General features: G+C 73.2%; 19 protein-coding genes and 1 pseudogene. 4 read left to right on the plus strand and 16 right to left on the minus strand.

Features of this window, described 5'->3' with window-relative positions:
• Window positions 1-1027: 1027 nt before the first annotated feature.
• Window positions 1028-1873 carry a hypothetical protein gene (locus tag ACQEUR_RS06390; RefSeq protein ID WP_433026774.1) on the plus strand — a complete coding sequence of 282 codons (846 nt, stop codon included), beginning with the start codon at window positions 1028-1030 and terminating at the stop codon, window positions 1871-1873.
• A 32-nt stretch (window positions 1874-1905) separates the two neighbouring features.
• Here ACQEUR_RS06390 and ACQEUR_RS06395 read toward each other — a convergent pair whose 3' ends face one another.
• Both ACQEUR_RS06395 and ACQEUR_RS06400 read right to left on the minus strand, forming a co-directional pair.
• Window positions 1906-2940 (minus strand): D-alanine--D-alanine ligase family protein, encoded by a 1035-nt coding sequence (locus ACQEUR_RS06395; RefSeq protein ID WP_433026777.1) that lies wholly within the window; start codon window positions 2938-2940, stop codon window positions 1906-1908.
• An 8-nt stretch (window positions 2941-2948) separates the two neighbouring features.
• A complete protein-coding gene (locus ACQEUR_RS06400) occupies window positions 2949-4265 on the minus strand; it encodes a PLP-dependent aminotransferase family protein (RefSeq protein ID WP_433026780.1) in 1317 nt (438 codons plus the stop codon).
• A gap of 415 nt (window positions 4266-4680) precedes the next feature.
• On the opposite strand from ACQEUR_RS06400, the gene ACQEUR_RS06405 reads away from it, so the two are divergent.
• A complete protein-coding gene (locus ACQEUR_RS06405; protein ID WP_433026783.1) occupies window positions 4681-5340 on the plus strand; it encodes a GNAT family N-acetyltransferase in 660 nt (219 codons plus the stop codon).
• 12 nt (window positions 5341-5352) lie between these two features.
• Here ACQEUR_RS06405 and ACQEUR_RS06410 read toward each other — a convergent pair whose 3' ends face one another.
• The 7 genes and pseudogenes from ACQEUR_RS06410 to murJ form a co-directional block, all read right to left on the minus strand.
• Window positions 5353-6519, minus strand: coding sequence for an N-acetylmuramoyl-L-alanine amidase (locus tag ACQEUR_RS06410; protein WP_433026786.1), 1167 nt, complete (start codon window positions 6517-6519; stop codon window positions 5353-5355).
• A 379-nt stretch (window positions 6520-6898) separates the two neighbouring features.
• Window positions 6899-7222, minus strand: coding sequence for a thioredoxin (gene trxA / locus ACQEUR_RS06415; RefSeq protein WP_433026789.1), 324 nt, complete (start codon window positions 7220-7222; stop codon window positions 6899-6901).
• Between the two features lie 32 nt (window positions 7223-7254).
• Window positions 7255-8211, minus strand: coding sequence for a thioredoxin-disulfide reductase (gene trxB, locus ACQEUR_RS06420; RefSeq protein WP_433026792.1), 957 nt, complete (start codon window positions 8209-8211; stop codon window positions 7255-7257).
• Between the two features lie 183 nt (window positions 8212-8394).
• A complete protein-coding gene (locus ACQEUR_RS06425; protein ID WP_433026795.1) occupies window positions 8395-9549 on the minus strand; it encodes a hypothetical protein in 1155 nt (384 codons plus the stop codon).
• A 140-nt stretch (window positions 9550-9689) separates the two neighbouring features.
• Window positions 9690-10343 (minus strand): annotated as a pseudogene (gene sigM, locus ACQEUR_RS06430) (RNA polymerase sigma factor SigM); the annotation flags it as partial.
• Between the two features lie 262 nt (window positions 10344-10605).
• On the minus strand, window positions 10606-12219 hold the full coding sequence (locus ACQEUR_RS06435) for a protein kinase family protein (protein ID WP_433026798.1): 1614 nt from the start codon (window positions 12217-12219) through the stop codon (window positions 10606-10608).
• A gap of 513 nt (window positions 12220-12732) precedes the next feature.
• Window positions 12733-14454, minus strand: a complete 1722-nt coding sequence (murJ, locus tag ACQEUR_RS06440; RefSeq protein WP_433026801.1) for a murein biosynthesis integral membrane protein MurJ — start codon at window positions 14452-14454, stop codon at window positions 12733-12735.
• A gap of 196 nt (window positions 14455-14650) precedes the next feature.
• Between murJ and ACQEUR_RS06445 the strand changes: the two genes are divergently transcribed.
• Together ACQEUR_RS06445 and ACQEUR_RS06450 are read left to right on the plus strand one after the other, a co-directional pair.
• A complete protein-coding gene (locus tag ACQEUR_RS06445) occupies window positions 14651-16237 on the plus strand; it encodes a CCA tRNA nucleotidyltransferase (RefSeq protein WP_433026804.1) in 1587 nt (528 codons plus the stop codon).
• A gap of 129 nt (window positions 16238-16366) precedes the next feature.
• The gene (locus ACQEUR_RS06450; RefSeq protein ID WP_433026807.1) at window positions 16367-16915 is read left to right on the plus strand and encodes a hypothetical protein; all 549 of its coding nucleotides are present in this window, start codon (window positions 16367-16369) and stop codon (window positions 16913-16915) included.
• Window positions 16916-17006: 91 nt separating this feature from the next.
• Here ACQEUR_RS06450 and ACQEUR_RS06455 read toward each other — a convergent pair whose 3' ends face one another.
• The 7 genes from ACQEUR_RS06455 to ACQEUR_RS06485 form a co-directional block, all read right to left on the minus strand.
• Window positions 17007-18539, minus strand: a complete 1533-nt coding sequence (locus ACQEUR_RS06455) for a flotillin family protein (RefSeq protein WP_433026810.1) — start codon at window positions 18537-18539, stop codon at window positions 17007-17009.
• A 55-nt stretch (window positions 18540-18594) separates the two neighbouring features.
• Complete coding sequence (locus ACQEUR_RS06460; protein WP_433026813.1) at window positions 18595-19116, minus strand: hypothetical protein; 522 nt, start codon at window positions 19114-19116, stop codon at window positions 18595-18597.
• 50 nt (window positions 19117-19166) lie between these two features.
• On the minus strand, window positions 19167-20372 hold the full coding sequence (locus ACQEUR_RS06465; RefSeq protein WP_433026816.1) for a hypothetical protein: 1206 nt from the start codon (window positions 20370-20372) through the stop codon (window positions 19167-19169).
• A 118-nt stretch (window positions 20373-20490) separates the two neighbouring features.
• Complete coding sequence (locus ACQEUR_RS06470; protein WP_433026819.1) at window positions 20491-21015, minus strand: SigE family RNA polymerase sigma factor; 525 nt, start codon at window positions 21013-21015, stop codon at window positions 20491-20493.
• A gap of 213 nt (window positions 21016-21228) precedes the next feature.
• Complete coding sequence (locus tag ACQEUR_RS06475; protein WP_433026822.1) at window positions 21229-23544, minus strand: MMPL family transporter; 2316 nt, start codon at window positions 23542-23544, stop codon at window positions 21229-21231.
• Window positions 23545-23672: 128 nt separating this feature from the next.
• Window positions 23673-24209 (minus strand): TetR/AcrR family transcriptional regulator, encoded by a 537-nt coding sequence (locus ACQEUR_RS06480; protein ID WP_433026825.1) that lies wholly within the window; start codon window positions 24207-24209, stop codon window positions 23673-23675.
• A gap of 225 nt (window positions 24210-24434) precedes the next feature.
• Window positions 24435-25976 carry an alpha/beta hydrolase gene (locus tag ACQEUR_RS06485; RefSeq protein WP_433026828.1) on the minus strand — a complete coding sequence of 514 codons (1542 nt, stop codon included), beginning with the start codon at window positions 25974-25976 and terminating at the stop codon, window positions 24435-24437.
• Window positions 25977-26072: the final 96 nt, after the last annotated feature.

Below are 26072 nucleotides of genomic sequence, written 5' to 3' on the forward strand. Positions count from 1 at the left end.
AACGCAGACGACGTAGACAACCGGGTGCGACGGAGCGCTCCGACCCGGCCGGTTTCACGTGAAACGGCGGGCGACGGACCGGCCGCCCCCGAGCAACGTGCGCTGTGGCGTGACTGGAGAGCCACGACGTGGCTGGGGTTGAGCGTGACTCCAAAGCCAACCCCGACGCGCCTGGGGATTGGGCGTGCCAGGAGAGCCCCCCGACGCGGCTGGGGATTGGGCAAGAGAGGAGAGCCCTCCGACGCGGCTGGGGATTGGGCGACGGGAGAGCCCCCGAACCGCCTGGAATTGCGCGCGCGCCGGAAGAGCCACGCCGACGCGCCTGAGGTTGAAGGCGGCGGGAAAGCCAGCCGACACCGCCGGGGTGGCTGTGCATGACGTGGATGCCGCCCGGCCCGGGCCACCCTGGGCGGCGGGCGCGGCGTCGGGAGCCACGGAGGCGGGCTCGGCGGATCGGGCGCGGCACCCTCCCCACTCCACCTCGGCCGCGCACCGAGCTGACGCGGGGTCGGTGCCGGTCCGCCGGGTCCCGGGGATCCGTCCCCAGTCACTCACGCCGCTGTCTCCGAGCACTCCGGTGGCGTCATTCCCGCGCCGCCGCGAGGCGGGGCCGAGGGCCCGAATCGAGAGGCGGCCGGCGCTCGGCGGCGTTCCGGGGGATCGACGAAGGGCGCCACCGAGGCCGACGCGCGTCATCCACAGGCGTTTTCCACAGGGCACCCCCGTTTCACGTGAAACCGCGCGTGGATGGGGGTGTGTGCCTGTGGACGACGCGCCGTATTTTGCCCCTGACACCGCCGTCGGCGGGTCGATCCCGGGTGTCGAGCGCCGTCCGTCCGTGTCGTGACCGCCGGTGTCGCGGCGATCGGTGGGCGTACCGATGCGGATCTCGGGGATCCTTCGCCAACCACCGAGCAAGCGGAGGTGGGCGGTCGAAATCGTCCATCCGAAGCCGCTGCGGACCCGTGCCGGGTGACGGCCAAAACGGGTAGGGACAGCCGCCTCGAACTCGGTTAGGGTCAGCCTCGTGTCCCACACCCCTCCCGTTCCAGAATTCACCAAGTGGCCGTCCTTCCCCTTCGAGGGCGACTTCCGGGTCAAGCCACTCGACGAGCCCGTCGCCGTCGAACCACCGCGCAAGGGGGAAGGCGCCGGGGAGTGCCATTCCTGCAACGCGCCCGACGACGCCTACATCTGGGTCAGCGAACGCTGGCGGGTACGTGCCATGGACCGTCCCACCGGCCTGCCCATGGTGCTGATCCTCGAATCGCGATCGCACCTGGACCTGGGCGATCTACCGAACCTGCTCGCGGCCGAGCTGGGCGTGATGACGGTACGGCTGGAGCGGGCCGTACGGTCGCTGGACGGGGTGGCCCGGGTCCACGTGAACCGTTGGGGTGACGGTTCGGCACACCTGCACCTGTGGTTCCTCGCCCGGCCGTACGGGCGGCTGCAACTGCGCGGCACCTTCCTGTCCCTGTGGGAGGACATCCTTCCGCCGATCTCCGAGTCGCAATGGCGGGAAAATCTCGCGCTGGTGGCCGCCTGGCTGGCCGACTTCGGCGGTCGTCCACTCGCCGAACCGCCGCGTATCCAGTGGCAGGCGCCGTCCAGCCTGGCCCAGCAGGCCGCCCCCGGGAGGCAGACCGGCGAGCCGGCCGACGTGCCGTCGGTCGCGGTCGCCGAGGCGCCGCCGGAGGAGGATCCCGAGAACGCCACGGAAGAACCTGCCGAGGAGGCGTCTCCGGCGGCGGGTGCGGACGCGGCCGGGCCGGAGACGGCGGAGTCAGCCGGGCCAGGGGCCAGGCCCGGTCGGTCGGATGGCTCGATCGTCGGACGGGAGTCCTTCGGCGAGAAGCCCGCCGGCGCCTAGACCCGCCTCCGGCGGCGGAACGGGCGGACGGGTCAGGGCTGGTCCGGGAGACGGCGACGGGCCGCCCGGGCCACCATCGTGCCGAGCAGTTCGCCGAAGTCGAGACCGGCCGCCTGCACCGCGAGCGGCAGCAGCGACGTCTCGGTCATCCCCGGCGAGACGTTGACCTCCAGCACGTGGGGCTGGTCGTTCTCGTCGACGATCAGGTCGACCCGGGACAGGTCCCGCAGGCCGAGGGCGGCGTGCGCGGCGAGTGCGGTCTCCGCCACCCTCGCCGCCGCTCTCGGCGAGAGCCGGGCGGGGGTGTGCCAGGTGGTCAGCCCGGCCGTGTACCGGGCGGCGTAGTCGTAGATGCCGTTCCGGGGCACGATCTCCACCGCCGGCAGGGCCCGCGGACCGTCGCCGAGGTCCACCACGGAGACGGCCAGGTCCTTGCCCGGAACGTAGCGTTCGACGAGCGCGGTCGAGTCGTACGCGAAACAGCCGACCATGGCGGCGGGCAGCGCCGCCGCCTCCCGGACCACCGCGCCACCCAGACCGGAACCGCCCTGCGCCGGCTTGACCATCAGCGGCAGCTTCAACCGTTCGGCGATCCGGTCGAGCACGGCGACGGCGCCGAGTTCGGAGAAGCGGTCGTGTGGCAGGGCCACCCAGTCCGGCGTGGGGATGCCGACCTCGCGCAACACCGCCTTGGCCGAGGGCTTGTCCCAGGCGACTCGGGCGGCCCGGGCGTCGCAGCCGACGTACGGGACGCCGCAGAGGTCGAGCACGCCGCGCAGGGAACCGTCCTCACCGGTCGCCCCGTGCAGCGCGATCACCACGGCGTCCGGTGGATCCTCCGCCAGGGTCGGCAGCAGCGTGGCGTCGGCGTCCCGCAGTTCGGCCTCGACGCCGACCGAACGGAGCGCGTCGAGCACCCGGCGCCCGGACTTCAGCGACACGTCCCGCTCGTACGACAGCCCGCCGGCCAGCACCAGCACCCGGAGTTCGGCGGCGCTCTCCCGGGAGATCGGATGCGGCCACTCGGCGGTGAGCAGGGGGTCGTCGGCGGGGAAGTTCGTACCCATGCCGGAGATCATGCCAAGTCGGGGCCCGGCACGTCCGCACTGGCCTGCCCCCGGCGGCCCCGGCTCGGGCCGACCGCGGTGCCGAAGACCTGCCGCATGGCAGTCTCCTGCTCCATCACGGTGGCGAGTCGGCGCACGCCCTCCCGGATCCGCTCCGGCGGGGGGAAGGAGAAGTTGAGCCGCATGTTCCCGGCGCCCGTGCCGTCGGCGTAGAAGCCGGTGCCGGGCACGTACGCGACCCGGGCCGCGATGGCGCGGGGCATCATCGCCTTGGCGTCGAGCCCCTCGGGCAGGGTCACCCAGACGAAGAGTCCACCGCCCGGCACGGTCCAGGTGGTGCCGGCGGGCATGTAGTCGGCGAGCGCGTCGAGCAGCGCGTCCCGGCGCTCCCGGTACACCTCGCGGTAGATCTTGAGCTGTTGCCGCCACGGCATCGTGGCGAGGTACGTCGTGACGGCGGCCTGCGCGAACGCGCTCGGACAGAGGATCTGCGCCTCGCTGGCGATCACCAGCTTGTCCCGTACCGCGTGCGGGGCCAGGATCCAGCCGACCCGCAACCCGGGCGCGAAGGTCTTGGAGAAGGTGCTGAGGTAGAAGACGCCGTCCCGGCGGCGGGCCCGCAGCGGCCTCGGCGCCTCGGCGTCGAACCCGAGCTGCCCGTACGGGTCGTCCTCGACCACCAGCAGGCCGGCCCGCTCGCAGATGTCGAGGATGCGCTCCCGCCGCTCCTCGGTCAGGGTCACGCCGGCCGGGTTCTGGAAGGTCGGAATGGTGTAGAGGAACTTCGCCCGCCGACCGGAGCGCGCCACCTCGGCGATCGCCAGTTCCAGCGCCTCCGGGATGAGCCCGTCGTCGTCCATCGGCACGTGCACCACCTGCGCCTGGGCCGCCTGGAAGACGCCCAGCGCACCGACGTAGGTCGGCCCCTCGGCCAGCACCACGTCGCCGGGGTCGAGGAAGAGCCGGGCGATCAGGTCGAGCGCCTGCTGGCCGCCGACGGTCACCACGACGTCCTCCGGGGACGCGCCGCAGCCGACGTCGATACCGGAGAGCGCCATCACCTCGCAGATCCGTTCCCGCAGCTCGAGCGTGCCCTGGCCGATGCCGTACTGGAGGGTGGTGGTGCCCTGCTCGGCGGTGAGCCGGTTGAGCATCTCCCCGACCGCGTCGAGGGGCAGTGCGGCGATGTAGGGGGCACCACCGGCGAGCGAGACGACCTCCGGCCGGCTGGCCACGGCGAAGAGGGCGCGGATCTCCGACGCCGTCATGCCGCGTACCCGTCGGGCATAGCGATCCGTGTAGTCGTCGAGCGTCGTGCCGGTCATGGGCCCTCCTCGCTCCGCTCGTGCACCTGCTATCGTCGTGCCGGCCGTCTCCGCGGCGCCCCCGTCTCATCGGGGTGCCGGCGACATCCCGACCGCCGCGCCTGCTGACGTCCCACCGCCCCCGAGGGGCCCCCGGCGACTCTGCCGGAGGGCGCGCGTCGGTCGATCGTAATCCCGCGGGCCGTGATCCGCCCTCGCCCGATGCGCTCCGTCCACATGCCGGACCGGTTGATCCGCCCGCCGGTCCACATGCCGGACGCAACCACCCCCTGCCACCTGCGGCGGGAGGGCCAGGTCCGGTGGTCCCCTCCCGGCTCGCGATGTTCCGGCGTACGATCACTGGTTGGGGGTACCGACCGGAGATGGCGATATTTGCGGTCTTTTGCGCCTCCTACCGGATTGTGGGGATGCGCCGATGTCGCGACGTCTGGTCAGTCTGACCCTCGACACGCTGGAAGACCTGCCACGGCCGTGCCGCCAGTGTGTCTACTGGGAGTTGGACCCGGTGGCGGCCGAGCGCGCCTGCGCGGCGGGCGATCCGGGCCTCGAAAAGGAGGCCTGGGTGTCGCAGACGCTGCTCGAGTGGGGCTCCTGCGGCAAGCTGGCATACGTCGACGGTATGCCCGCCGGATTCGTCATGTATGCGCCGCCGGCCTATGTTCCCCGGGCGATGGCCTTCCCGACCTCGCCGGTCTCGGCGGACGCCGCCCTGCTGACCACGGCGCACATCGTCACCGCGTTCGCTGGCGGCGGGCTGGGGCGGATGCTCGTCCAGGGCGTCGCGCGCGACCTGACGAAGCGGGGGATCAAGGCGATCGAGGCGTTCGGCGACGCCAAGTTCGGCGACGCCGGTGACGGGGAGGCCGGCTGCGTCGCTCCGGCCGACTACTACCTCTCGGTCGGCTTCAAGACCGTACGACCGCATCCGCGCTATCCCCGGCTGCGGCTGGAGCTGCGTACGGCGATGTCGTGGAAGTCCGACGTCGAGTACGCGCTGGAGAAGCTGCTCGGCTCGATGAGCCCGGAGGGACTGCTCCGGCCGGTACGCCCGGCGACCCGGTCGATCCCGGGCTGACGGCCCCCGCGCTCAGTCGCGCGTCGCGCTCGCGGCGACCATCGCCCGTAGTTCGCTGACGTCGATCGAGCCCGTCGGCACGTCCTCCTCCACCGGGAAGTACATCCGCTGCACCGCGGCGACGACCGCGTCCACGACACGGTCGCGGAACCGGGGGTCGACCAGGTTCGCCCGGTCGGTGGGCGAGGTGAGGTAGCCGACGTCGACCCGGACCGCGGGCATCCGGGTCAGCCGGAGCAGCTCCCAGGTCTTGGCGTGGGTGTGGCAGTTGCGCAGCCCCGTGCGGGCCACGATCTCGCGCTGTACCAGGCCGGCCAGTCGTTCCCCCACGGTGGAGGTGACGCCGTTGGAGGTGCCGTAGTGGTAGGTGGCCACCCCGTCCGCCTCCGGATTCCGGTGGCCGTCGAGGTGCAGCGAGATGAGCAGGTCGCCGCCGAGTTCGTTGGCCAGGTCCGCCCGGGTCAGGTCGGTCAGCGGCGCGGCCGGGGCCGGACCCCGGGTCAGGTGCACCCGCATCCCGGCGGCGGCGAGCCGCCCCTCCAGGCGTGCGGCGAGGTCGTACACGAGGTCGGCCTCGGTCCACCGCAGCGGGCCGTCCGTCACCACGAAGCCGGGGTCGAAGGGATCGTGCCCGGGGTCGATCACCATGACCTTGCCGACGAGGTTCGGACCCGACTGCCGGAACGCGTCGGACTCGCGCAGCCACTGCGGCCGGCCGCCGACCACCTTCCGGCCGAGCCGGCGCAGCGCGTTCATGGTCTGCGGTCCGCACGCGCCGTCCGGGCCCAACCCGACCTCCCGCTGGAACTGGGCGACGGCGCGGGCGGTACGGGCACCGTAGATGCCGTCCGCGCGCGCCACGTCGTACCCCATCTCCAGCAGGCGTTCCTGCAGCGTCCGGACGTCCTCGCCGATCAGCGGGTCGGGGATCGCCTGGTAGAGCGTGCGGGCACCGAGTCGCCAGCGGGCCGCGTCGAGTGCCCGCCACGTCTCGGCGCCGACCTGGCCGTCGACGTTCAGCCCACGGTCCTGCTGGAAGGTCTGGACCGCGCGCTCGGTCTCCGCCTCGAACTCGTCGGCACCGGGTGGCCCGCCTGCGGGAAGCAGGTTCAGACCGACCAGGACGGCGCGGATCTCGGTCACCGCGGGGCCGCGGTCACCGCGTCGGATCGGACGCACGGGCGACCTCCCTCTGCGTACTGGCTGGCTGCCCGGTCAAGGGGCGCTGCCGGGGCCGGCGGCGACCGGTCGGCGGACCGTCCGTCCCCGTGCGGGCCCGACGGAGCCGTCGATGGAAGACCGGCGCACGTTCCGCCGGCTCACCTTCGCGAGGAGGAACGCTTCCGGAGCGTACCGTGACGCCCTTCCCGCCGCCCGCTGTTGACCCTACGACGCCCCGGTAGAACCGACGCCACCTGGGGGATGTGCCTCGGGGAGCCCGAGGCGTACCGGCGTGGGGGAGGTGCGGACGGCAGCGCCCGCGTCCGGAACGTACCGGACGCGGGCGCGGACACTCAGCCGGCGGCGCGCGTACCGCGCCGTTGCGACGACCCTCGTGCTACAGCGCGGTCTCGATGAGCTTGACCAGATCGCTCTTCGGGCGGGCGCCGACGATCGACTGGACCGGCTCGCCCCCCTTGAACATGGTGAGGGTCGGTGCCGACATCACCCGGTAGGCCCGGGTCGTCTCCGGGTTCTCGTCGATGTTGAGCTTGACGATGCGGACCTTGTCCCCCATCTCGCTCGCGATCTCCTCCAGCAGCGTGTCGACCTTGCGGCACGGCCCGCACCACTCGGCCCAGAAGTCCACCAGCACCGGCGTGTCGGACTGCAGCACGTCACTGGCGAAGTTGGCGTCGGTGACGGCCTCTGTTGCTCCCACTAGACCCTCCTCAGGGGGTTGCGCTCAGTTCTTCAGTCTTCTTCCAACGTCGCGAGGAACCGTTCGGCGTCGAGCGCGGCGGCACATCCGGTGCCTGCCGCGGTGATCGCCTGGCGGTACGTGTGGTCAACGAGGTCGCCGGCCGCGAAGACGCCCGGAATGCTCGTCCGGGTGCCCGGCGCCTCGACCCGCACGTAGCCGTTCTCGTCGAGCTCCACCTGGCCCCGGAAGAGTTCGCTGCGGGGGTCGTGGCCGATCGCCACGAAGACGCCGCTGACGTCGAGCGTCTTGGCCTCGCCGGTGTGCGCGTTGCGCAGCCGGACCCCGGAGACCTTGCCGTCGTCGCCGAGCACCTCCTCGACCACGCTGTTCCACTCGACGCGGATTTTCTCGTTGCCCAGCGCCCGGTCAGCCATGATCTTGCTGGCCCGGAACTCGTCGCGGCGGTGCACGATCGTCACGCTGCTGGCGAACTTGGTGAGGAACGTCGCCTCCTCCATCGCCGAGTCGCCGCCGCCGACCACCACGATGTCGTGGCCCCGGAAGAAGAAGCCGTCACAGGTGGCACAGGACGAGACGCCGTGCCCCAGGTACTCCTGCTCACCCGGCACGCCCAGCGGGCGCCAGGCGGAACCGGTGCTCAGGATGACCGCCTTCGCCCGGTACGCGGTCTCGCCGACGTACACCGTGCTCACCGCGCCGGAGCCGGGTACGCCGGTGTCGACCAGCTCGACCCGGGTCGCGTCGTCGGTGAGGAACTCGGCGCCGAACCGCTCGGCCTGCTTGCGCATCGAGTCCATCAGCTCCGGGCCCATGATCCCGTCCGAGAAGCCGGGGAAGTTCTCCACCTCGGTGGTGGTCATCAGGGCACCGCCGGACTGCACGCCCTCGATCACCAGCGGTTTGAGGTTGGCCCGGGCGGCGTACACCGCCGCGGTGTACCCGGCCGGCCCGGAGCCGATGATGATCAGGTTGCGGACCTCGTCCACTGCCGTCTCCCGATATAGGTCTCTGCGCCACCGGCGCCATGCGCCGACGGCGATCCGAGCGCCGGCCAGGTGGGGCACCGGCACCTGCAAGGCTGAACGTCATCGTACGAACCGGGGATTCCCGAGCCGGGCATCCGGTGGGTCACGTCACTCCGCCGACGAAAGGGCCGGTGAGGCGTTGTTTCACCCTACCCGGGTCTGATACACCGTGTCCGCACCGGCACTCGACGTACCGCAGTCCGGACCGGTCACCCAGATCCAGCGCGACCCGGCGCGATCGGTGAAGAGCACCACCAGCGCGGCCCGGCCCTGGTAGGAGGCGTAGTCGACGAGGTTGACCTTGATCGGTCCGTCGGCGTGCTCCGTCGTCACCATGTCGAGGCAGCGGGCGAGCGCGTCCCGGTCGCGCAACCGGTCCAGCCCGGTACCGCCGTCCAGCGGCATCGCGTCGGTGCCGGGGCTCGCCAAGGTCTCGGGCGCCGCCGGGGCCGCCAACGGGGCCGGGCTGGTGGGCGCCGCCCGGTCGGGCGCGGAGGCCCGGTCCGCCGCCGCCGAGACGGCGCTGGGCAGCGTGTTGGGGGTGTAGTCGGTGCCGCTGGATCCGACCCGCTCGGCCAGCGGGTCCAGCGCGGTCGGCGGCACCGCGGAACTCGGGACCGCGGCCTGCTCTCCGGCCGCGTCGGAGGCGGATCCGTAGGTGGTCGCCGCCTGCTCCCCGGAGTCGCTGGCGCCCAGCAGGCGGAAGGCCGCGAACCCGGCGAAGCCGGCGACCGCGGTGGCGACGGCGACCGGACCGGCCAACCGCCGCGCCCACCTCCGCCGGCCCGGACCTCGGCCGCCGGGCCTCGTCGGCGCACCGGACTGAGTCGGTACGGCGGTGAGCTGGCGCCCCGGGCGGCGGGGGTGGTGCGGGGTGCCCGACCCGCCCGGGGCGCCGACGAGTTCGTCCGGGGTCGAGCCGCCGCCGGTCGACGGCTGCTCCGCCCCGTCCGGTGCGTCGTCGCCGGACGGGCTCTCCGGGATGCTCTTGAGGCCGGCGTCGCCGGTCGCCGACCCACCCCGGCGCTGGCCGGCGTCGACCGGGGGCGCCGAGGCGAGGGCGGAGCTGAGTCGGGCGACCACGTCGGCGGGCATCGGAACCGGTTCCGTCGCCCACGCCGTCAGGCTCGACCGGATCGCGCCCACTCCGGCGACCACGGCCGCGTGCGCCTCCGCCCACGCCTCGTCCTCGCCGATGAGTCGGCTGACCTCGGCCGCGTCCGGGGTGCCGTCGAGCGCGCCACCGACGTAGTCGGCCAGCAGGTCGAGATCGACCTCCCTGAACTGGCCCGCGGTCACCGTGCCTCCTGGTTCTGTCCGGCGCCACCCTGATGCTGCCCGGTGTCACCCTCGCGCTGTGCGGTGCCGTCCTGGCTGTGTACGGCGGCACCCTGGTGCTGACCGAGCTGCTGCCGACCGATCTGCTGCTGACCGATCTGGTCCGTCCCGCCCCGGATCGACTCCGATCCGACGCCGTCCACGGTCGTCAGGTTCCCCGTGGTGACCGGCGGCACGCCAACCCGCGAGCCCGTACCCCGGGCGGTGCCGGCCGGCCGGAGGTGGCCGAGCAGGACGGCGAGCCGGGCCCGGCCCCGGGCACACCGGCTCTTCACCGTCCCCTCGGCGACGCCGAGGATCTGGGCGACCTCGGCGACCGGATAGCCCTGCAGGTCGACCAGGACGAGGGCGGCCCGCTGTTCGATCGGAAGTTGCGCCAGCGCCTGCCGTACGACGAGCGCGGTGTCGTGGTCGGGGACCGGCGCGGCCGGTTCCACCCCGCCCACCCACCGGCCGGTGTCGCCCGGCCGGGTGCTGTCGGGCAGCGGCACGGTGGGGTGGGCCTGCCGTCGGCGGATCCGGTCCAGGCAGGCGTTGACCACGATCCGGTGCAGCCAGGTGGTGACAGCGGCCTCGCCCCGGAACCTCGGAGCCGCCCGGTGTGCGGAGAGCAGGGCGTCCTGGAGGGCGTCCGCGGCGTCCTCCCGGTCGGCGACGGTCCGCAGCGCCACCGCCCAGAGGCGGTCCCGGTGCCGGCGGAAGAGCTGCGCGAACGCCTCCGGGTCACCGGCAACGTGCGCGTGCAGCAGGTCGATGTCGCTGGGCCCGGCGGCGTCGACCGGGTCGGGGCCGGCGCCGGCGCCGGTCGGGTCCCCACCCGTGGCCGGCCGGCTGTCGCCGGCGGGACCCGTGCCGTCGCGAGCGGGGTCGACGCTGTCGTCGGTCGGCCGGCCGGAGTCCGCCGGCGGCCTCGGGGCGGCCGACGTGCTGGCCTGGCCGGCCGCGTCGGAGCCCACCGCACCGGTCATGGCCGCACGATAGCCCACCCGGGTGGCCGGCGCCGCGACCGCCCGGTCGTCACCGCGCCTGGACCGTGATCTCCTGTACGCCGATCTTGTAGCGGCCGTCGTCGCTGCGGGGCAGGTCGGTGATCCAGAGCAGGAGGTACCGGTACTGCTGGTCCGGCTCGAACATGCTGCTGAACGTCATGCGGGTGCCGTCGTAGTCCTCGAACGGGGCACCGAGCCGCTTGTAGTCGGCGATCAGCTGCTTGTCGCCGGTGTTGTCCTCCGGGTAGTCCCCCCGCTGCCCGACCCGCAACTCCGCGGACGCGCCGGTGGCGGAGAGCTCCACCACCACGCTGCTGACCGCCCGGGCCTGGCCGAGGTCGATCAGGACCCCCATGCCGGACTTGGAGTTGCCGAAGTTCGAGGCACGCTGGTAGCTCTCGGTCTCCCACGCCTCGTTGGGGTCGCCGTCGACGACCTTCTCCGCGCCGTCCACCTCCGAGCGGGTGCCGTCCGGGTCGACGATCCGGACCTGGTCGCCCTTCAGGTCGACCTTCTGCGGCTTGGCGGGGGGCGGACCCGGATCCCCGGCGTCCGCGCCGGCCGTGCTGGCGCCCGGACTCGGTACCGGACCGGCCTGGTTGTCGGGCTCCTCGCCGCCCAGCACGTTGATCCCGATCAGCAGGCCGACCAGGGCCACAGCCACCAGCGCGGCGATCCCGAACATGATCCGACGGCCGCCACCCCCGGTGGCGCCGCCGCCCTCGTCGCCGCTGGCGAAACGCAGTGGGCCGGTGTCGAGGTACTGCTCCTCGGCTGCGGCGTCCAGCCGGCTCAGCTCCGCGGCGAGCACGTCGGAGGAGGGCACCGCGAGCTGGGAGTCGAGCAGGTCCATGGTCAGGTCGTCGAGGTACGCCGGCACGCCGGCGCGCACCTGCCGGGGGGCGGCGATGCTGCCGCTCGCGTCGCGTACGGCGTCGGGGACGGCCGCGCGGGCCCGGCGGCCGGTGCCGCCGGCGAGGGACGCCTCGGCGTGCGGCCAGTGCCCGGTCAGCGAGTAGTAGAGGATGCCGCCGACCGCGCGCACGTCGGTCTCGGGGGTGTCCGCGCCGTCGACGCGGGCGTCGGCGAGCACGACCCGCCCGTCGTCGCCGACCATCACGGTCCCCGGGTGGAGGTTGCCGTGCACCATCCCGGTGGAGTGGATCGCGGCGATCGCCCCGGCGACCGCGTGCGCGATGCTGGTCGCGCGGGCGGGGTCGAGGACGCCCTCGGTGACGAGTTCGCGCAGCGAGTGCCCGTCGACCCACTCCCGGACGACGTACGCCCGGTCCTCTTCGTCGATCGCGTCGTAGACGCCGATCAGATTGGGGTGGATCACCCGGCTCGCCGCGACGGCGGCCTGGAGCATCTCCTTGGCGGAGTCACCGCCGGGGTAGCGCAGCACCACCGCGACCGGTCGGCGCAGGATCACGTCGACACCGCGCCACACCTGCCGGCCGGCGCTGTCGTCGTTGATGTGTTCGGCAAGCTCGTACCGCTCGGCCAGGATCTCACCGACGGCGGGCGCACCGAAGGTCATCACGGAGGGAGCGGCTTCGTCCGCCTCCTGACCTTCGCCGACCTGGGTCACCCGTCCTCCCTCGATGATCGTGTCGATCGATGGACCCGTACTGCTGGGCATGTGGCTTCCCGTTCCGCCTTCGAAGGATTCAGACGGGCATCGGCTCTTCCTAGCCTAGGCGCTCGCCGCACCTGTCGAGAGCGACCTTACCCGGGTCTGACTGATCCCCGACACGTCATCTTGCGGCCGTAGTCCACCGGCTGCCGGAAGTGTCGGGAACCGCACCCGGACGCCCACTGTCATCCACCTTGATGGCACGCGCTTTCAGCAATCTATAGGTTGTTTTCCCCGGTTTGCCACAGGCCCGTGCGCCGGTCGGCGGGTCGACCCGAGCGTCGTGGCCGGACCGTCCTGGTCGTGCGGCGCATCGGCGGCACTCCTGGCGCGTTCCCGGCGGGGCGCGAAGTATGCCCGATCGCCGCCGCCGGACGACGGGCTTCCTGACAGTGGGTCAGTCGATCCTGACGGCGTGTTATCCACAGGTGCCGACCAGCGATGAGCCGTGAGCGGGCGAGTTATCCACAGCTCTGTCCCCAGGCTCGCCCGACGGCGCGGGCATGCCGGGTGCCGCGCTCATCTGCCGATCTTGCGGCGGACCATCGCGACCACGTCGGTGATCTCGTGGATCCGCAGCAGCATGGCGAGGCCGAGGTACGTCCCGCCGATCGCCGCGCCGCCCACGGCCACCTCCACGAACCCGAGCCAGCGGTTCGAGACGGCCTCACCGGGCAGCAGCGCCACGACGAGCAGCCCGACCAGGGCCGCGCCGAGCGCCGCCGCGAGCACCCGGCCGAAGGTCCGCATGATCGCGCCGAACCCGATCCGGCCGATCCGGGGGCGGAGCAGCCAGGCGGAGATCACGGCCGCCGCGACGTACGAGACCGCGTTGCCGATCATCATCCCCGAGGCCAGGAACGAGGTGGAGAAGGCGACGAAGACGCCTACCTGGACCAGGATCCGGATCGCCACGACCGGCATGTTGATCAGAGCCGGCATCCGGGTGTCCGGCAGGGCCCAGAAGGCGAAGGTGAAGACCTGGCTGACCGCGAACGGGATCAGCGCCAGCGCGGCGACCAGCAGCACCGGCGAGATCGCTCCGGCATCGCCCCGCGCCGCGCCGTAGTCGAAGAGGCTGACCGCGATCGGCTCGGCGAGTACGGCGTAGCAGACCGCGATCGGGGCGAGCACGGCCGTGACGGTACGGACGGTCCGGGACAGGTCGGTCGCCATGTCCCCGAACCGGCCGTCGGCGGCGGCGGCGCTCATCCGGGGCATCAGCGCGGTGATGATCGAGACCGCGACGATGCCGTGCGCCATCATCAGCAGCAGGAAGACGTTGTTGTAGATGGCCGGACCGGCCGAACCCTTGTCCACCTGGTTGAGCAGGTTGAAGAGGATGACCAGCCCGAACGAGTTGACGGCGACGTAGCAGAACATCCAGCCGCCGAGCCGGCCCAGCTCGCGCAGGCCGAGTGCCCGGAAGTCGAACCGCCACCGCCACCGGAAGCCGACCTTGCGCAGCGCCGGCAGCAGGCCGCACGCCTGGACCGCGACGCCGAGCAGGGTGCCGCCGCCGAGCAGCAGGATCCGGCCCGGACCCATCTCCTCCGGGTCGATCACCTCCGCGCCGTAGATCGCGATGTAGAGCCCGGCGGTGGCGATCACCACGATGTTGTTGAGGATCGGCGTCCACATCGGGGCCGCGAAGTGCCCCCGGGTGTTGAGCACCGCGGCGATCAGCGCGCTCAGCCCGGAGAAGAAGAGGATCGGCAGCAGCAGGTAGGAGAGGTTGGTGACCAGCTCCCGGTACTCCTCGCCCCGGCCGCCGGCGTAGATCCGGCTCAGCACGGAGGCCAGCGCGAGCGCCAGCGCCACCGCCACGCCGAGGGCGAGCACCGCCAGGGTGAGCAGCCGCTGGGCGTACGCCTGGCCGTCGTCGGCGTCCAGCTTGCGGCGGCGTACCAGCACCGGGACCAGCACGCTGGTCAGGATGCCGCCGAGCAGGAACTCGTAGACCATCCCCGGGATGATCTGCGCGGTCGTGTAGGCGTCGTTCACCGCGAACGCGCCGAGCGCGGCGACCAGGACCAGCTGGCGCAGGAAGCCCGTACCCCGGCTCACCAGGCTGCCGATCGCCATGATCGCGCTGTTGCCGGCGGCGCTGCCGCCGGCCGTGTCCGGCGGCGGGTTGGTGCTCTCGATGATCGGCGACGTCGAGATCAGCATGGCCCCGTCCTGGGGCGGCGGGACGCCGTCGGGCGTGGCGTTCGCGCTGCGATACAGCCCGCCAGCCATGACAGCCTCCCAAGGGGTACGGCGGGCAGGGCACCCACCCGCACTGGTGCAGACCTTAGTCAACCCCGGCACCAGCCGTCGGACGGCGTCCGGCACCCGGGTTCCGGGCCGAGCCGACCGGCGACCGGTCCGCCGCCCAGCCCCCGGTGTGCCCGGCGGCGCCGGCATTCGGCAGGCCCGATAGGCTGGCGATCCCATGTCCGAAACATCCGCCCCGAACGCGGCAGCCCACTCCGCACCGGCCACCACCCGGCCGGCCGGCTCCGCGTCGTCCGCAGAGTTCGCCGCCCCCGACCTCACCGACGCCGCCACCGGGGCCGGGGCGAGCCCGCCGGACGCCCCCCAGGAGGCGCCGAACCCCCGGCTGACCGCCGCGCAACGCAACGCGGTCACCGAGCTGCTCCGGGTCTCGCCGGTCGCCGACGAGCTGGGCCGGCGGTTCGCCCGCGCGGGCCACGAGCTGCACCTGGTCGGTGGTTCGGTCCGGGACGCCCTGCTCGGGCGGCTCGGCGACGACCTCGACTTCGCCACCGACGCCCACCCGGACCAGACGCTGCGGGTGCTGAAGGGCTGGGCGGAGGCGATCTGGGAGACCGGACGGGAGTTCGGCACGATCGGCGCCCAGCGCGACGGGCTGCGCCTGGAGATCACCACCTTCCGCGCCGAGTCGTACGACCAGGTCAGCCGGAACCCCGTCGTCGAGTACGGCACCAACCTCGTCGACGACCTGCGGCGGCGGGACTTCACCGTCAACGCGATGGCGGTCAGCGTCCCCGAGCACCGGTTCACCGACCCGTACGGCGGGCTGGGCGACCTGGCCGCCCGGGTGATCCGTACCCCCGGCACCCCGCAGGAGTCGTTCGGCGACGACCCGCTGCGGATGCTGCGGGCGGCCCGGTTCGCCGCCCAGCTCCGCTTCGAGGTGCAGCCGGCGGTGCGGAGCGCGATGACCGCGATGGCCGCCGACCTGGACCGGATCACCGCCGAGCGGATCCGCGACGAGTTCACCAAGCTGCTCTGCGGTGCCGACCCGATCACCGGGCTGCGCCTGCTGGTCGACACCGGTTTGGCCGACCGGTTCCTGCCGGAGCTCTCCGGCCTGAAGCTGGAGATCGACGAGCACGCCCAGCACAAGGACGTCTACGAGCACACCCTGACCGTGGTGCGCAACGCCGTCTCGATGGAGGAGGACGGGCCCGACTTCGTCCTGCGGATGGCCGCGCTCATGCACGACGTGGGCAAGCCGGCGACCAAGGCGGTCGGCCCGGACGGCCGGGTCAGCTTCCACCACCACGAGGTGGTCGGCGCCCGGCTGACCAAGCAGCGGATGAAGGCGCTGCGCTATCCGAAGGACGTGACCGGCCAGGTGGTCTCGCTGGTCCGGCTGCACCTGCGGTTCTACGGGTACGGGCGCGGCGAGTGGAACGACTCGGCGGTGCGCCGGTACGTCACCGACGCCGGTGACCTGCTGCCCCGCCTGCACAAGCTGACCCGATCCGACTGCACCACCCGCAACCGGCGCAAGGCGGCGGGGCTGTCCGCCGACTATGACGCGCTGGAGGAGCGGATCGTCCGGTTGCAGGCGGAGGAGGACCTGGCCCGGGTCCGACCCGATCTCGACGGCAACGCGATCATGGAACTGCTCGGCGTCCCGCCCGGTCCGATCGTCGGCGAGGCCTGGCGGCACCTGAAGGAACAGCGCCTGGAACGGGGGCCGCTGAGCCGCGACGACGCCGAGGCGGAGCTGCGGCGCTGGGCCCGGGAACAGGGCATCGGCGGTTAGCGGCCCGCCGGCCGGCGCGACATCGGGGCCGGCCGTCGCAGTCCCCCGGCCGACCCGGCGGATGTCGAGCCGCCGAACCGCCCGCTACCGTCGCAGGCAGCGGACGCGGGGTGAGGCGGGGAGACGGTCGTGGCGGTGTCGGGTTGGCCGGGTAACCGGTCCTTCCTGGTCCCGCTGGTCGCGCTGGCGTCGACGCTGGTGGTGCTCGTCGTCGCGATCGTCGTCGTCCTCGCCTCCCGCCGCGACGAGCCGACCGGTGGCGCCGCCTGCCTGACCGGCAGCTGGGCGGTCACCTCCCACCGCGAGCGGGTCGACGTCCCCGACGCCGGCCGGCTGGAGTTCACCGGCGGCACCGGCGCCACCATGTCGTGGAACGCCGAGGGCCAGGCCGTCACGGACTACCGCACCGGCACCTTCTACCGCAGCGCTCACGCCGGGCAGGAGGTCGTACTGGAGCTGCGGGGCACGGTCGAGTACCGCTACCGGCTGACCGCCGAGCGGATCGAACTGCCCGACGTACGCTCCCACGCCACGGTCCGGCTGCGCGTCGGAGACGGTACGGCGGGACCGTGGCGGAACTTCACCCCGTCGACCGAGCCGCTCGGCTACGTCTGCGCCGGGGACACCCTGACGGTTGAGTCCCTGCTCTTCACCACCGGCTACGCCCGGCTGCGCTGAGGACGGGACCGCCGCGCCGAGGGCCCGACAGCACGGCGGCCCGCCGCCCGAGCGGATCGGGTGGCGGGCCGCACCGGGGCCCGGTCGCCGCTCAGTTCGGCTCGACCGCCGACTTCCCGCCGTTGGTGACCGCGCCGTCGACCACCGGGCCGCCCTCGGTGCCGCGTACCGCGCCGAGCCGGGCGAGCAGCCCGGACAGGTCGACGCCGGTCAGGTCGGTGCCGAGTTGCAGGCCCTGGGCCACGTTGGCGGCGACCGACTTGGTCAGCGAGGAGGCACCGTCGGTGGAGATCACCGTGATCTTGTCGATCGCACCCACCGGCGCGCTCGCCGCCTCGACCACCTGCGGCAGCACCTTCACCAGCAGGTCGAGCACGGCCGCCTCGCCGTACGTCGCGAAAGCCTCGGCCTTGCGCGACATCGCCTCCGCCTCGGCCTGGCCCCGGGCCAGGATGGCCGCGGCCTCCGCCTGGCCCTCGCGCTCGACGGCGTCGGCGATCGCGGTACGGCGGCGCTGCTCGGCCTCGCCCTCCTTGGCGCCCTCGATCGCGTTCGCCTCGGCCAGCGCGGCCCGGCGGGCCCGCTCGCCCTCACCGGTCAGCCGGGCCTGCTCGGCCGCGGCCTGTGCGGCGGCGATCGTGGCCTGCCGCTGCGCGTCGGCGCGCAGCACCGCCGCGTTCCGGTCCGCCTCGGCCTCCTGCTCCACCTTGTACCGTGCCGCGTCGGCCGGCTTGCGGACCTCGGTGTCGAGCTGGCGCTGCTTCAGCTCGGCGTTGCGCTCGGCGACCTTCTGCTGCTCGGAGAGGATGGCCTGGTCCCGTTCCGCCTGGGCGAGCGGACCGGCGGCGGCGGACCTCGCCTTGGCGGCGTCGATCTCGGCCTGGATGCCGGCCTGCTTCAGGGACAGGTTCCGGTTCGCCTCGGCGATCGCCTCCTCGGCGAGCAGCCGCTCCGTCTCGGCGACCTGCCGGGCGCGGGCCTCGGCGATCGCCGCGTCCTTGAGCACCCGGGCCGCCTCCGGCCGCCCCAGATCCTGCAGGTACGAGCCCTCGGCCAGGATGTCCTGCAACTGGAAGGTGTCGAGCACCAGACCCTGGTTGGTCATCGAGTGCTCGGCCTCCTCGGCCACCGCGCTGGCGAACGCGGCGCGGTCCCGGATGATCTCCTCGATGGTCAGCCGGCCGACGATCGAGCGCAGCGCGCCGGCCAGCACCTCCCGGGTGAAGCTGTCGATCTCGTCCTGCTGGTGCAGGAACCGCTGGGCCGCCGCCCGGATCGCGTCCTCGGTGCCGCCGACCTTGACGATCGCCACGCCGTGCAGCTCGGCCCGGATGCCCTGCTTGCTCACCGCCCCCTTGATGCTGACGTCGATGCGCCGGCTCGACAGGTCGAGCGACTGCAACTTCTGCACCACCGGCAGGACGAAGACGGAGGCACCGAGCACCACCTTCTGCCCGGACATGTCCGTGGAGCGGATGCCCTCGGCGGTCTGGGTGGTACGGCCCTTGCGGCCGGTCACGATGAAGGCCTCGTTCGGCCCGGCGACCTTGATCCGGGAGAGCACGAACATGACGAGGATGAGAGCGAGCAGTACCGCTCCGCCGATGGCGACGAGGATCAGCATGGCAGGTCCGTTCCGGGTGAGAGTTGGCCAGTGGTGCCGAAGTGGACTGCGCGGGTCAGTACGTCTCGACCAGCACGCTGGTTTCGCTGAGCGCCTCGACGACGAAGATCTGGGCGCCCAGCCCGACGGCCCGTTCCGCCTTGGCGTTGAGCTTGACCGGGTGGCCGCCGACGGTCACCCGCACCTCGCCGTAGCCGGCGGCCGGGATCGGGGTGACCACCACCCCGAGGGAGCCGACCAGGTCGTTGCGGGTGGGGGTGGCGTCGGTGCGCATGGTGCGGGCGGCCCGGCTCAGCCGGGACGCGAACCAGCCGGCCGGCAGCGCGGCGGCCGCGCCGAGGCCACCGGCCGCGGCCAGCGCACCGGGAGTCCGCGCGTCGAGCAGCTCGCAGGCGATGGCGCCGCCGAAACCGAGGACGCCGGCGAATCCGGCGATCGCCTCCAGGCCCACCGGCCCCTCGAATCCGGCGTCGCCGACGCTGACGAGTTCGGTGCCGAGCAACGCGAGCACCAGCACCGCGACGCCGGCGGCGCCGATGATGAGAAAGACCAGGGTCCCCGTTGCCACGACTTGCAAGGTAACCGGCCCCGGCAAGCCCACCGGGCCGGCGGCGGATCGGCGAGCCTTCACCAGCCCTTCGGCAGGGGGCCGAGCGTGATGTTCGGGATCGCCCCGAGTTCCTCGGGCAGCGGACGACGTTCCAGTTCGGTGCCGCGCAGGTCGACGAGGACGGCGTCGAGGGTGCGCTCGGGTGCGGCGGTGCCGGGGGTGGCCGGGGCGAGGGGTCGACCGGGTTCGAGGTAGAGCAGCCGGGCGTCGTCCACCCAGTGGACGTCGGCGCTGGGCAGCTCCCGCAGCACGCTGCCGGTGGCGACGTCGACGAGCTGCGGGGTCTGTTCCCCGTCCACCACCACGAACCGGCCGTTCGGCGACCAGGCGGCGGGGCCGGAGACGGTGCCCCGGGCCGGCACGGTCCTGTTCGGCGCCGGGCTGCCCACAGCGAAGACCTGCAACCCACTGTGCGGCGGCGGTGCGTCCTCCGGCCGCCCGGCGGTCAGGTCCGGCTGCGGCAGGGCGACCTCCTTGCCGTTCGGCAACCAGGTGAACCGGCAGGAATCGGGGCAGGCCGGGGTGCTCGTCTTCACCGCGTAGTGCCGGAAGCGCAGGTCGCGGTCGAGGATGCCGAACGAGATGACGGCGCCGCGCTCCCTGTCCACCAGGGTCAGCAGCAGCCGGGAGCCGTCCGGTGACCACTGCGGAGGGAGGGTCTGCGGCCCGGTACGGGCCCAACGCACCGTTCCGCCCGGCACCTCCAGCAGCCCTGTCTCGTTCGGGCGGTTGTACGCGCGCACCGCCGCGAGGTCACCGGTCGGCGAGGCCCACACCTCGTCGTACTTGCCGGTGGTCTCCAGGTAGCGCCCATCGGCCCCGTCGAGGAGGTAACCGCGGCCGGACTTGCCGGTGGTGGTGGCGCCGATGACGGTCCAGCCGGCGGGCAGGGCCAGCGGGGCCGCGAGCCAGTCCGCCGTCGGCCGGGGCTCGGCGCCCGGTTGCCAGAGCGTCGGGGTCGGCGTCGGCCGGGGTGCGGCGCCGACCTGGGCGGGTGGCGGCTCCGCCACCGGCCTCGGGTCCGCGCCGGGCCGGAGCCAGACGAAGGGGGCCGCGATCACCGCGACCGCGAGCAGTGCGGTGGCCACGCCGCCGGCCCGGCGCCGCATCCGGATCCGCCGCCCCTGCCGGACGGCGACGGCCGCCAGGTCGGTGCTGGGCCGCGCCTCGGCGGCCAGATCGTGTACGGCCTGCCGCAACAGGCGGTCCGCGTCGCGGGTCATCGGGTCCCACCTCCGTTTCGTGGCTGCGGGGCTCGCAGGCCCGGCTCACTGGTCGCACTCGCGGGGTTGCCGGTGGTTCGTGACTGCGGGGCTCGCAACCCCGGCTCACTCCTCGCACTCACCGGACCGCCCTCTCACGGTGGGTCATGTCGTCGAACTCCGGCACCAGCTCGCGCAGCTTGGCCAGGGCCCGGGACGCCTGGCTGGCCACCGTGCCCGGCCGGCAGCCGAGGGCCTCGGCGGTCTGCTCCACGCTCATGTCCTCGAGGTAGCGCAGCACGAGTACGGCCCGCTGTCGGGGCGGGAGCATCAGCAGCGCCTCGCGCAGCAGCAGCCGTACCGCGGTGTCGTGGTCGTGGGGCGAGCCGATGGCGTCCGGCTCCGGCACCTCCGCCGTGGGCACCTCGGGACGCCGGCCGCGCCGTCGCCAGGTGGAGACCTGGTCGTGGTAGAGGATGCGCCGGATGTACGGCTCCGCGTCGCCCCGGATCCGGGGCCACCGCGCGTACGCCTTGGCCAGCGCGTTCTGCAGCAGGTCCTCGGCGGCGTACCGGTCTCCGGCGAGCGCGTACGCGACGCGTAACAGCACGTCACCACGCTCGTGGACAAACGCGGTGAACTCCCGTTCGGACTCACGTCCCACGGCCCACCTCCCGTTGTACCGACGCCGGGTGGTCCGGAAAGTTTGCCTCCCGTCGCCGCGATCCGGGCTGTGGCCTCCGTCACCCGCCGTGATGCCGGAGCGCGGGGCGCCCGGTCGAGCGCGCATCCCGCCGGGCGCCGTGACTCTGCGGCACGCGTTGTGCCCCAGAGTCACGGCGCCCGGTCACACCCGGTCGTAGCCGGGGACCGGCGGTCAGACGCCGGCCGGGACCCGCTTCGGCTCCGTACCGGTGCCGAGGTGCTCGCGCAGGCGCTCGCCCTCGATGTCCACGTTCGGCAGCGCCTTCGACAGCCAGCCCGGCAGCCACCAGGCGCTCCGGCCGAGCAGCGACATGACGGCCGGCACGATCGTCATCCGGACGACGAACGCGTCGATCGCCACACCGATGGCGAGCGCGAAGCCCATCGACTTGATGACCGGGTCGTCGAGCAGGATGAAACCGGCGAAGACCGACGTCATGATGAGCGCGGCGGCGGTGACCACCCGTGCGCCGTGCCCCATGCCGTTGATGGTGGCCTGCGTCGGCGTGTCGCCGTGTACGAAGTCCTCCCGCATCCGCGACACCAGGAACACCTCGTAGTCCATCGCCAGCCCGAAGAGGATGCCGATCAGCAGGATCGGCAGGAAGCTGACCAGCGGGCCGGGAGTGTCCAGCCCGACCAGTTCGCTGAGGTGTCCCTGCTGGAACACCAGCACGGTGAGGCCGAAGGTCGCGCCGACGGTCAACAGGAAGCCCAGTGCCGCCTTCAACGGCACCAGCAGCGAACGGAAGACCAGCATCAGCAGCAGCACCGACAGGCCCACCACGAGCAGCAGGTACCACGGCATCGCGGCGGAGAGCTTCTCCGAGACGTCGATGCCGACCGCGGTCTGGCCGGTGAGCGCCACGTCCGCGCCGTCGACGTTCGCGACCTTGCCGCGGATGTCGTGCACCAGGGCCTCGGTCGCCGGGTCGGTCGGACCGGTGGTCGGGATGACCGCCAGCAGGGCCGTCCGCTGGTCACCGCTGAGGCTGGGCGGTGCGACCGCGAGCAGGTTCTCGGTGCCCCGCAGCGCCCCGGTGACCTCCTGGGCCGCCGCCGACGTCCGCTCGGCCGAGTCGCTCGACACGACCAGTACCAGCCGGTTGTTGAAGCCGGGCCCGAAGCCCGTGCTGATCAGGTCGGCGGCCTCCCGCGCCGGGGTACCCTCCGGGCTGGTGCCGTGGTCCGGCAGCCCGACGCGCATGTCGGCGGCCGGGATGGCGAGGGCGCCGAGGCCGAGCAGGCCGACCAGGATCAGCGGTACGCGGAACCGGACGACAGTCCTCGCCCAGCGGAACCCGAAGCCCTCGGCGCTGGGTGCGTGGGCGCCGCCCCTGGTGCTGGTCGGCCGGTCGCCGCTTGCGGCGTTGCTCGGCTGGGTGCCGCTTGCGGCGGTGCTCGGCTGGGTGCCGCTTGCGGCGGTGCTCGGCTGGGTGCCGCTTGCGGCGGTGCTCGGCTGGGTGCCGTTTCCGGTGCGGAGCCGGCGCGGCAGGATGCGCAGACCGGCGAAGCCGAGCAGTGCCGGCAGCAGGGTCACCGCGACCACCACCGCGACCGCGACGGTGCCGGCGGCGGCCAGACCCATGACGGTCAGGAACGGGATGTCGACCACGGTGAGGCCGGCCAGCGCGATCACGACGGTGACCCCGGCGAAGACCACGGCCGAGCCGGCGGTGCCGATGGCCCGGCCGGCCGCCTCCTCGGGTTCCAGCCCTTCCAACAGGTGTTGCCGGTGCCGGGAGGTGATGAAGAGGGAGTAGTCGATCCCGACCGCCAGGCCGAGCATCAGCGCGAGCACCGGTGCCGTACTGGTCAGCTCGACGGTGCTGCTCAGGGCGTACAGCCCGGCCATCCCGGCGCCCACGCCGATCAGCGCGTTGAGCATCGTCATCCCCGCCGCGACCAGCGAGCCCAGGGTCACGACCAGCACCACCAGCGCGACCACCACGCCGATCGCCTCGGTGCCGCCGATCTCGGGCACGCTCGACATCACCTCGCCGCCGTGCTCCACCCGCAGGCCGGCGTCCGTCGCCGCCGCGCCGCTCCGCTCGTACGCCTCGCGCTGCGCCTCGGTGATGTTGTCCGCCTGCTCGGCGAACTGGACCTGGATCAGGGCGTGCCGCCCGTCCGGTGACACCGAACCGGTCGCGAACGGGTCGAGCGCGCCGACCGCGCCGGGCAGCGTGGCGGCCTCCCGGACGAGGTCGCGCACCGCGGCCTGCTGGGTGGGTCCGGCGATCGTCTGGCCCTCCGGCACGGCGACCACGATCGTGCCGGTCGCGCCGCTGGCCTCGGGGAACTCCCGCTGCAACGCGTCGATCGCGCGCTGCGACTCGGTGCCGGGGATGGAGAAGTTGCTTGAGGTCGAGCCCATGAAGGCCGCTGCCGCACCACCGAGCGCGGCCAGCGCCACCAGCCACAGGGCCACGACGAGCCTGCGGTGCCGGAACGAGGCCCGACCGAGCCGGTACAGGACGGTTGCCATGTCGGTCGCTTCCTTTGTCGAGGGGGGAGCCGTCTTTGTTACGGGGCGCCGTCTTTGTTGAGGGGCGCTGTCTTTGTCGAGAGGGCTCCGCCGCAGGGGTGCGGGGAGCGGGCTGCGGGAAGCAGGGGTCAGGCGTCGGGCCGGAGCGCGCGCCGGGCCACCCGGACGAGGGCCGGCCGGAGCACGCTATCGCCATCGTCGCTGTGGTCGATGGCAACCGCGGAGATGCCGGCGAGCAGCACCTGCGCCGCGATCTGCGCCGCCGGGTCGGGGGACCGGCCGGCGAAGGCCTCGACCAGCCGGGCGGTGACGGGTTGCAGGTCCGCGAACGCCGGGTGCTCGAAGAGCTGGAGGTCGTGGTAGATCAGCGCACCCTCGCGCCGGTACGCGAGCACCAGGTCGATGAAGCCCTCGATGGCGGCTTCCCGGGCGGCGGCGGGGTCCAGGGGACCGAGCCGGGCGTCGAGGTCGGCCAGTTCCCGCGCGGCGGGGGCGATCAGGGCGAGGAGGATCGCTTCCTTGCTGTCGAAGTGGTAGAGCAGAGTGGCCTTGGAGCAGCCCACCTCGACCGCGATGTCCTGTAGCGACGTGCCCTTGAAGCCCGCGTGGGCGAACTGCCGGGCCGCCGCGCCCAGGATCTCGTCGCGGGTCCTGCCCCGTGCCATCCCGGCCTCACCTCCGTACCCGAGCATGCCTGACCGATCGGTCAGGAACTGGCCGATCGGTCAGGATGTGAGCCAGGTAACTGTCGGTCGCCGGACGTCGTCGCCGCGCCGTCCCGCGGAGGAACGGCCGGACCGCCGCCCGATGCGGCGGCCCCGCAGAGCCCGACCATGCGGCGGGCTCTACGGGGCCAGGCCGGGCCACCGGCCCGCCTCGTCGTCCGGGGACTACCCGGCGTCGTCCGGGGCCGGCTCGACGGCCGGGCAGGTCGCGCCGCGGGCGGGCAGGGTCAGTGAGACGAGATAGCGGTCGACCGCCCCGGTCATGCACGGCCCGCTGTTGTAGCTGCCGTGGCCAGCGCCGTCGTAGCTGAGCAGCACGCCGTGCCGGCCGAGCTGCCGGGCCACGTTCGTTGCCCACTCGTACCCGCCAGCCGGATCGTGCCGGGAGTTGATCAGCAGCAGCGGCCGGTCGGTCTCGACGTCGAGGCGGTGCTGCGGATTGGCCACCGGGACGGGGGTGCCGAGGCAGGACTCGACCACGGCGAGTGCCCGCGGGTAGCGCACGTCCGGGCCGGTCCGGGCCATCCGGCGCAGCAGCCCGGCGTACTCGCGGTGGTCCCGGATCGGCAGGCTCCAGTCCTGGCAGAAGATCGCCAGCTCGTTCGGGGCCGTCGGCTCCGGCTCGGCGTTCCCGACCGGCGCCGCCGGAGTATCCGGCCCGCCGGCGTGCAGTGCGCGCAGGGTGCGGGCGAACTCCGCCCAGTCCGGTCCCTTGAACGCGCGGTGCGCCCGTTCCGCGCTCAGGACGTACGGCGTCAGGTTCCTCGCCGGGTCCGCCGGGTCCGGCAGCTCACCGCGTCCGGCCCGGGCGAGCAGGTCGGCCCAGACCGCGCGGACGTCCCGCCCGTGCAGGGCACAGCTTTCGGTACGGTCGCACCACGCCACGAACTCGTCGAACGAGTCCTGCGCGGTGGCGGTCTGGGTGTCCAGGAAGGCGCGGGTTTCCAGGCTGTGGTCCACCACGCTCTCCAGCACCATCGCCCGGATCCGGTGCGGGAACTTCTCGGCGTACTGCGCCCCGAGCAGCGTCCCGTACGAGCTGCCGTGGAACGTCAGCCTCGGTTCGCCCAGCGCGGCCCGGATCGCCTCCAGGTCCCGCACGGTGCTGAGCGTGTCGACGTGGTCGAAGACCGGCCCGGTGTGCCTGCGGCAGTCCGCCCAGAGCCGGCGGTTGTACGCCACCGTGGCGTCGAAGTCGGCCTGGCTCGTCAGTACCGGCGCAGGGCGCTGGCCGAGCAGTTCGGTGGAACACCGCACCGGGTTGCTGGCGCCGACACCGCGCGGGTCGAAGCTGACGATGTCGAACCGGCGGCGCAGTTCCGCGCTGAACCGGCTCATGCCCGTCACGATCCGGCCCACCCCGGAGTCGCCGGGACCGCCGGGGCCGAACACCAGCGTGCCGACCCGGGCGGCGGGGTCGGCCGCGGTCCGCCGGGCCAGCGCGAGGTCGAACCTCGGCCCGGCCGGCCGGTCCCAGTCGACCGGCACGGACAGCGTGCCGCACCGGGCGGTGGGGTCGGCCGGACAGGGCGTCCAGGCGATGGTCGGGGCCGGCCCGGGGGGTGGGGTGCGGTCCGCCGCTGGCGCGGCCCCGCCCGTACCGGGGCTGCCGAGGCCGGCCAGGGTGACGGCCGCGACGAGGGCGGCGGTCCAGGTGACGACCCGGGGCGGGCGACGCCGCCGGGTCGAGTTGCTTCCGCACAGCATCAAGTGCTGTCCTTTCGGAGAAGGAGTGTCGCGCTGAAGACTCGCCCTGGGGCGAGGTGGTGCTTCTTCCACCTGGGCCGTCGAGTTGGCGCTCGG

This window comes from Plantactinospora sp. CA-290183 (genome assembly GCF_050936375.1).
Lineage (GTDB): Bacteria > Actinomycetota > Actinomycetes > Mycobacteriales > Micromonosporaceae > Plantactinospora.

Bases quoted from the DNA above. Each gene is read 5' to 3' on its own strand.
- ACQEUR_RS06395 (WP_433026777.1), bottom strand. From the start codon at position 2,940: ATGGGTACGAACTTCCCCGCCGACGACCCCCTGCTCACCGCCGAGTGG.
- ACQEUR_RS06400 (WP_433026780.1), bottom strand. From the start codon at position 4,265: ATGACCGGCACGACGCTCGACGACTACACGGATCGCTATGCCCGACGG.
- ACQEUR_RS06405 (WP_433026783.1), top strand. From the start codon at position 4,681: ATGTCGCGACGTCTGGTCAGTCTGACCCTCGACACGCTGGAAGACCTG.
- ACQEUR_RS06435 (WP_433026798.1), bottom strand. From the start codon at position 12,219: ATGCCCAGCAGTACGGGTCCATCGATCGACACGATCATCGAGGGAGGA.
- murJ (WP_433026801.1), bottom strand. From the start codon at position 14,454: ATGGCTGGCGGGCTGTATCGCAGCGCGAACGCCACGCCCGACGGCGTC.
- ACQEUR_RS06445 (WP_433026804.1), top strand. From the start codon at position 14,651: ATGTCCGAAACATCCGCCCCGAACGCGGCAGCCCACTCCGCACCGGCC.
- ACQEUR_RS06455 (WP_433026810.1), bottom strand. From the start codon at position 18,539: ATGCTGATCCTCGTCGCCATCGGCGGAGCGGTACTGCTCGCTCTCATC.
- ACQEUR_RS06465 (WP_433026816.1), bottom strand. From the start codon at position 20,372: ATGACCCGCGACGCGGACCGCCTGTTGCGGCAGGCCGTACACGATCTG.
- ACQEUR_RS06475 (WP_433026822.1), bottom strand. From the start codon at position 23,544: ATGGCAACCGTCCTGTACCGGCTCGGTCGGGCCTCGTTCCGGCACCGC.
- ACQEUR_RS06480 (WP_433026825.1), bottom strand. From the start codon at position 24,209: ATGGCACGGGGCAGGACCCGCGACGAGATCCTGGGCGCGGCGGCCCGG.
- ACQEUR_RS06485 (WP_433026828.1), bottom strand. From the start codon at position 25,976: ATGCTGTGCGGAAGCAACTCGACCCGGCGGCGTCGCCCGCCCCGGGTC.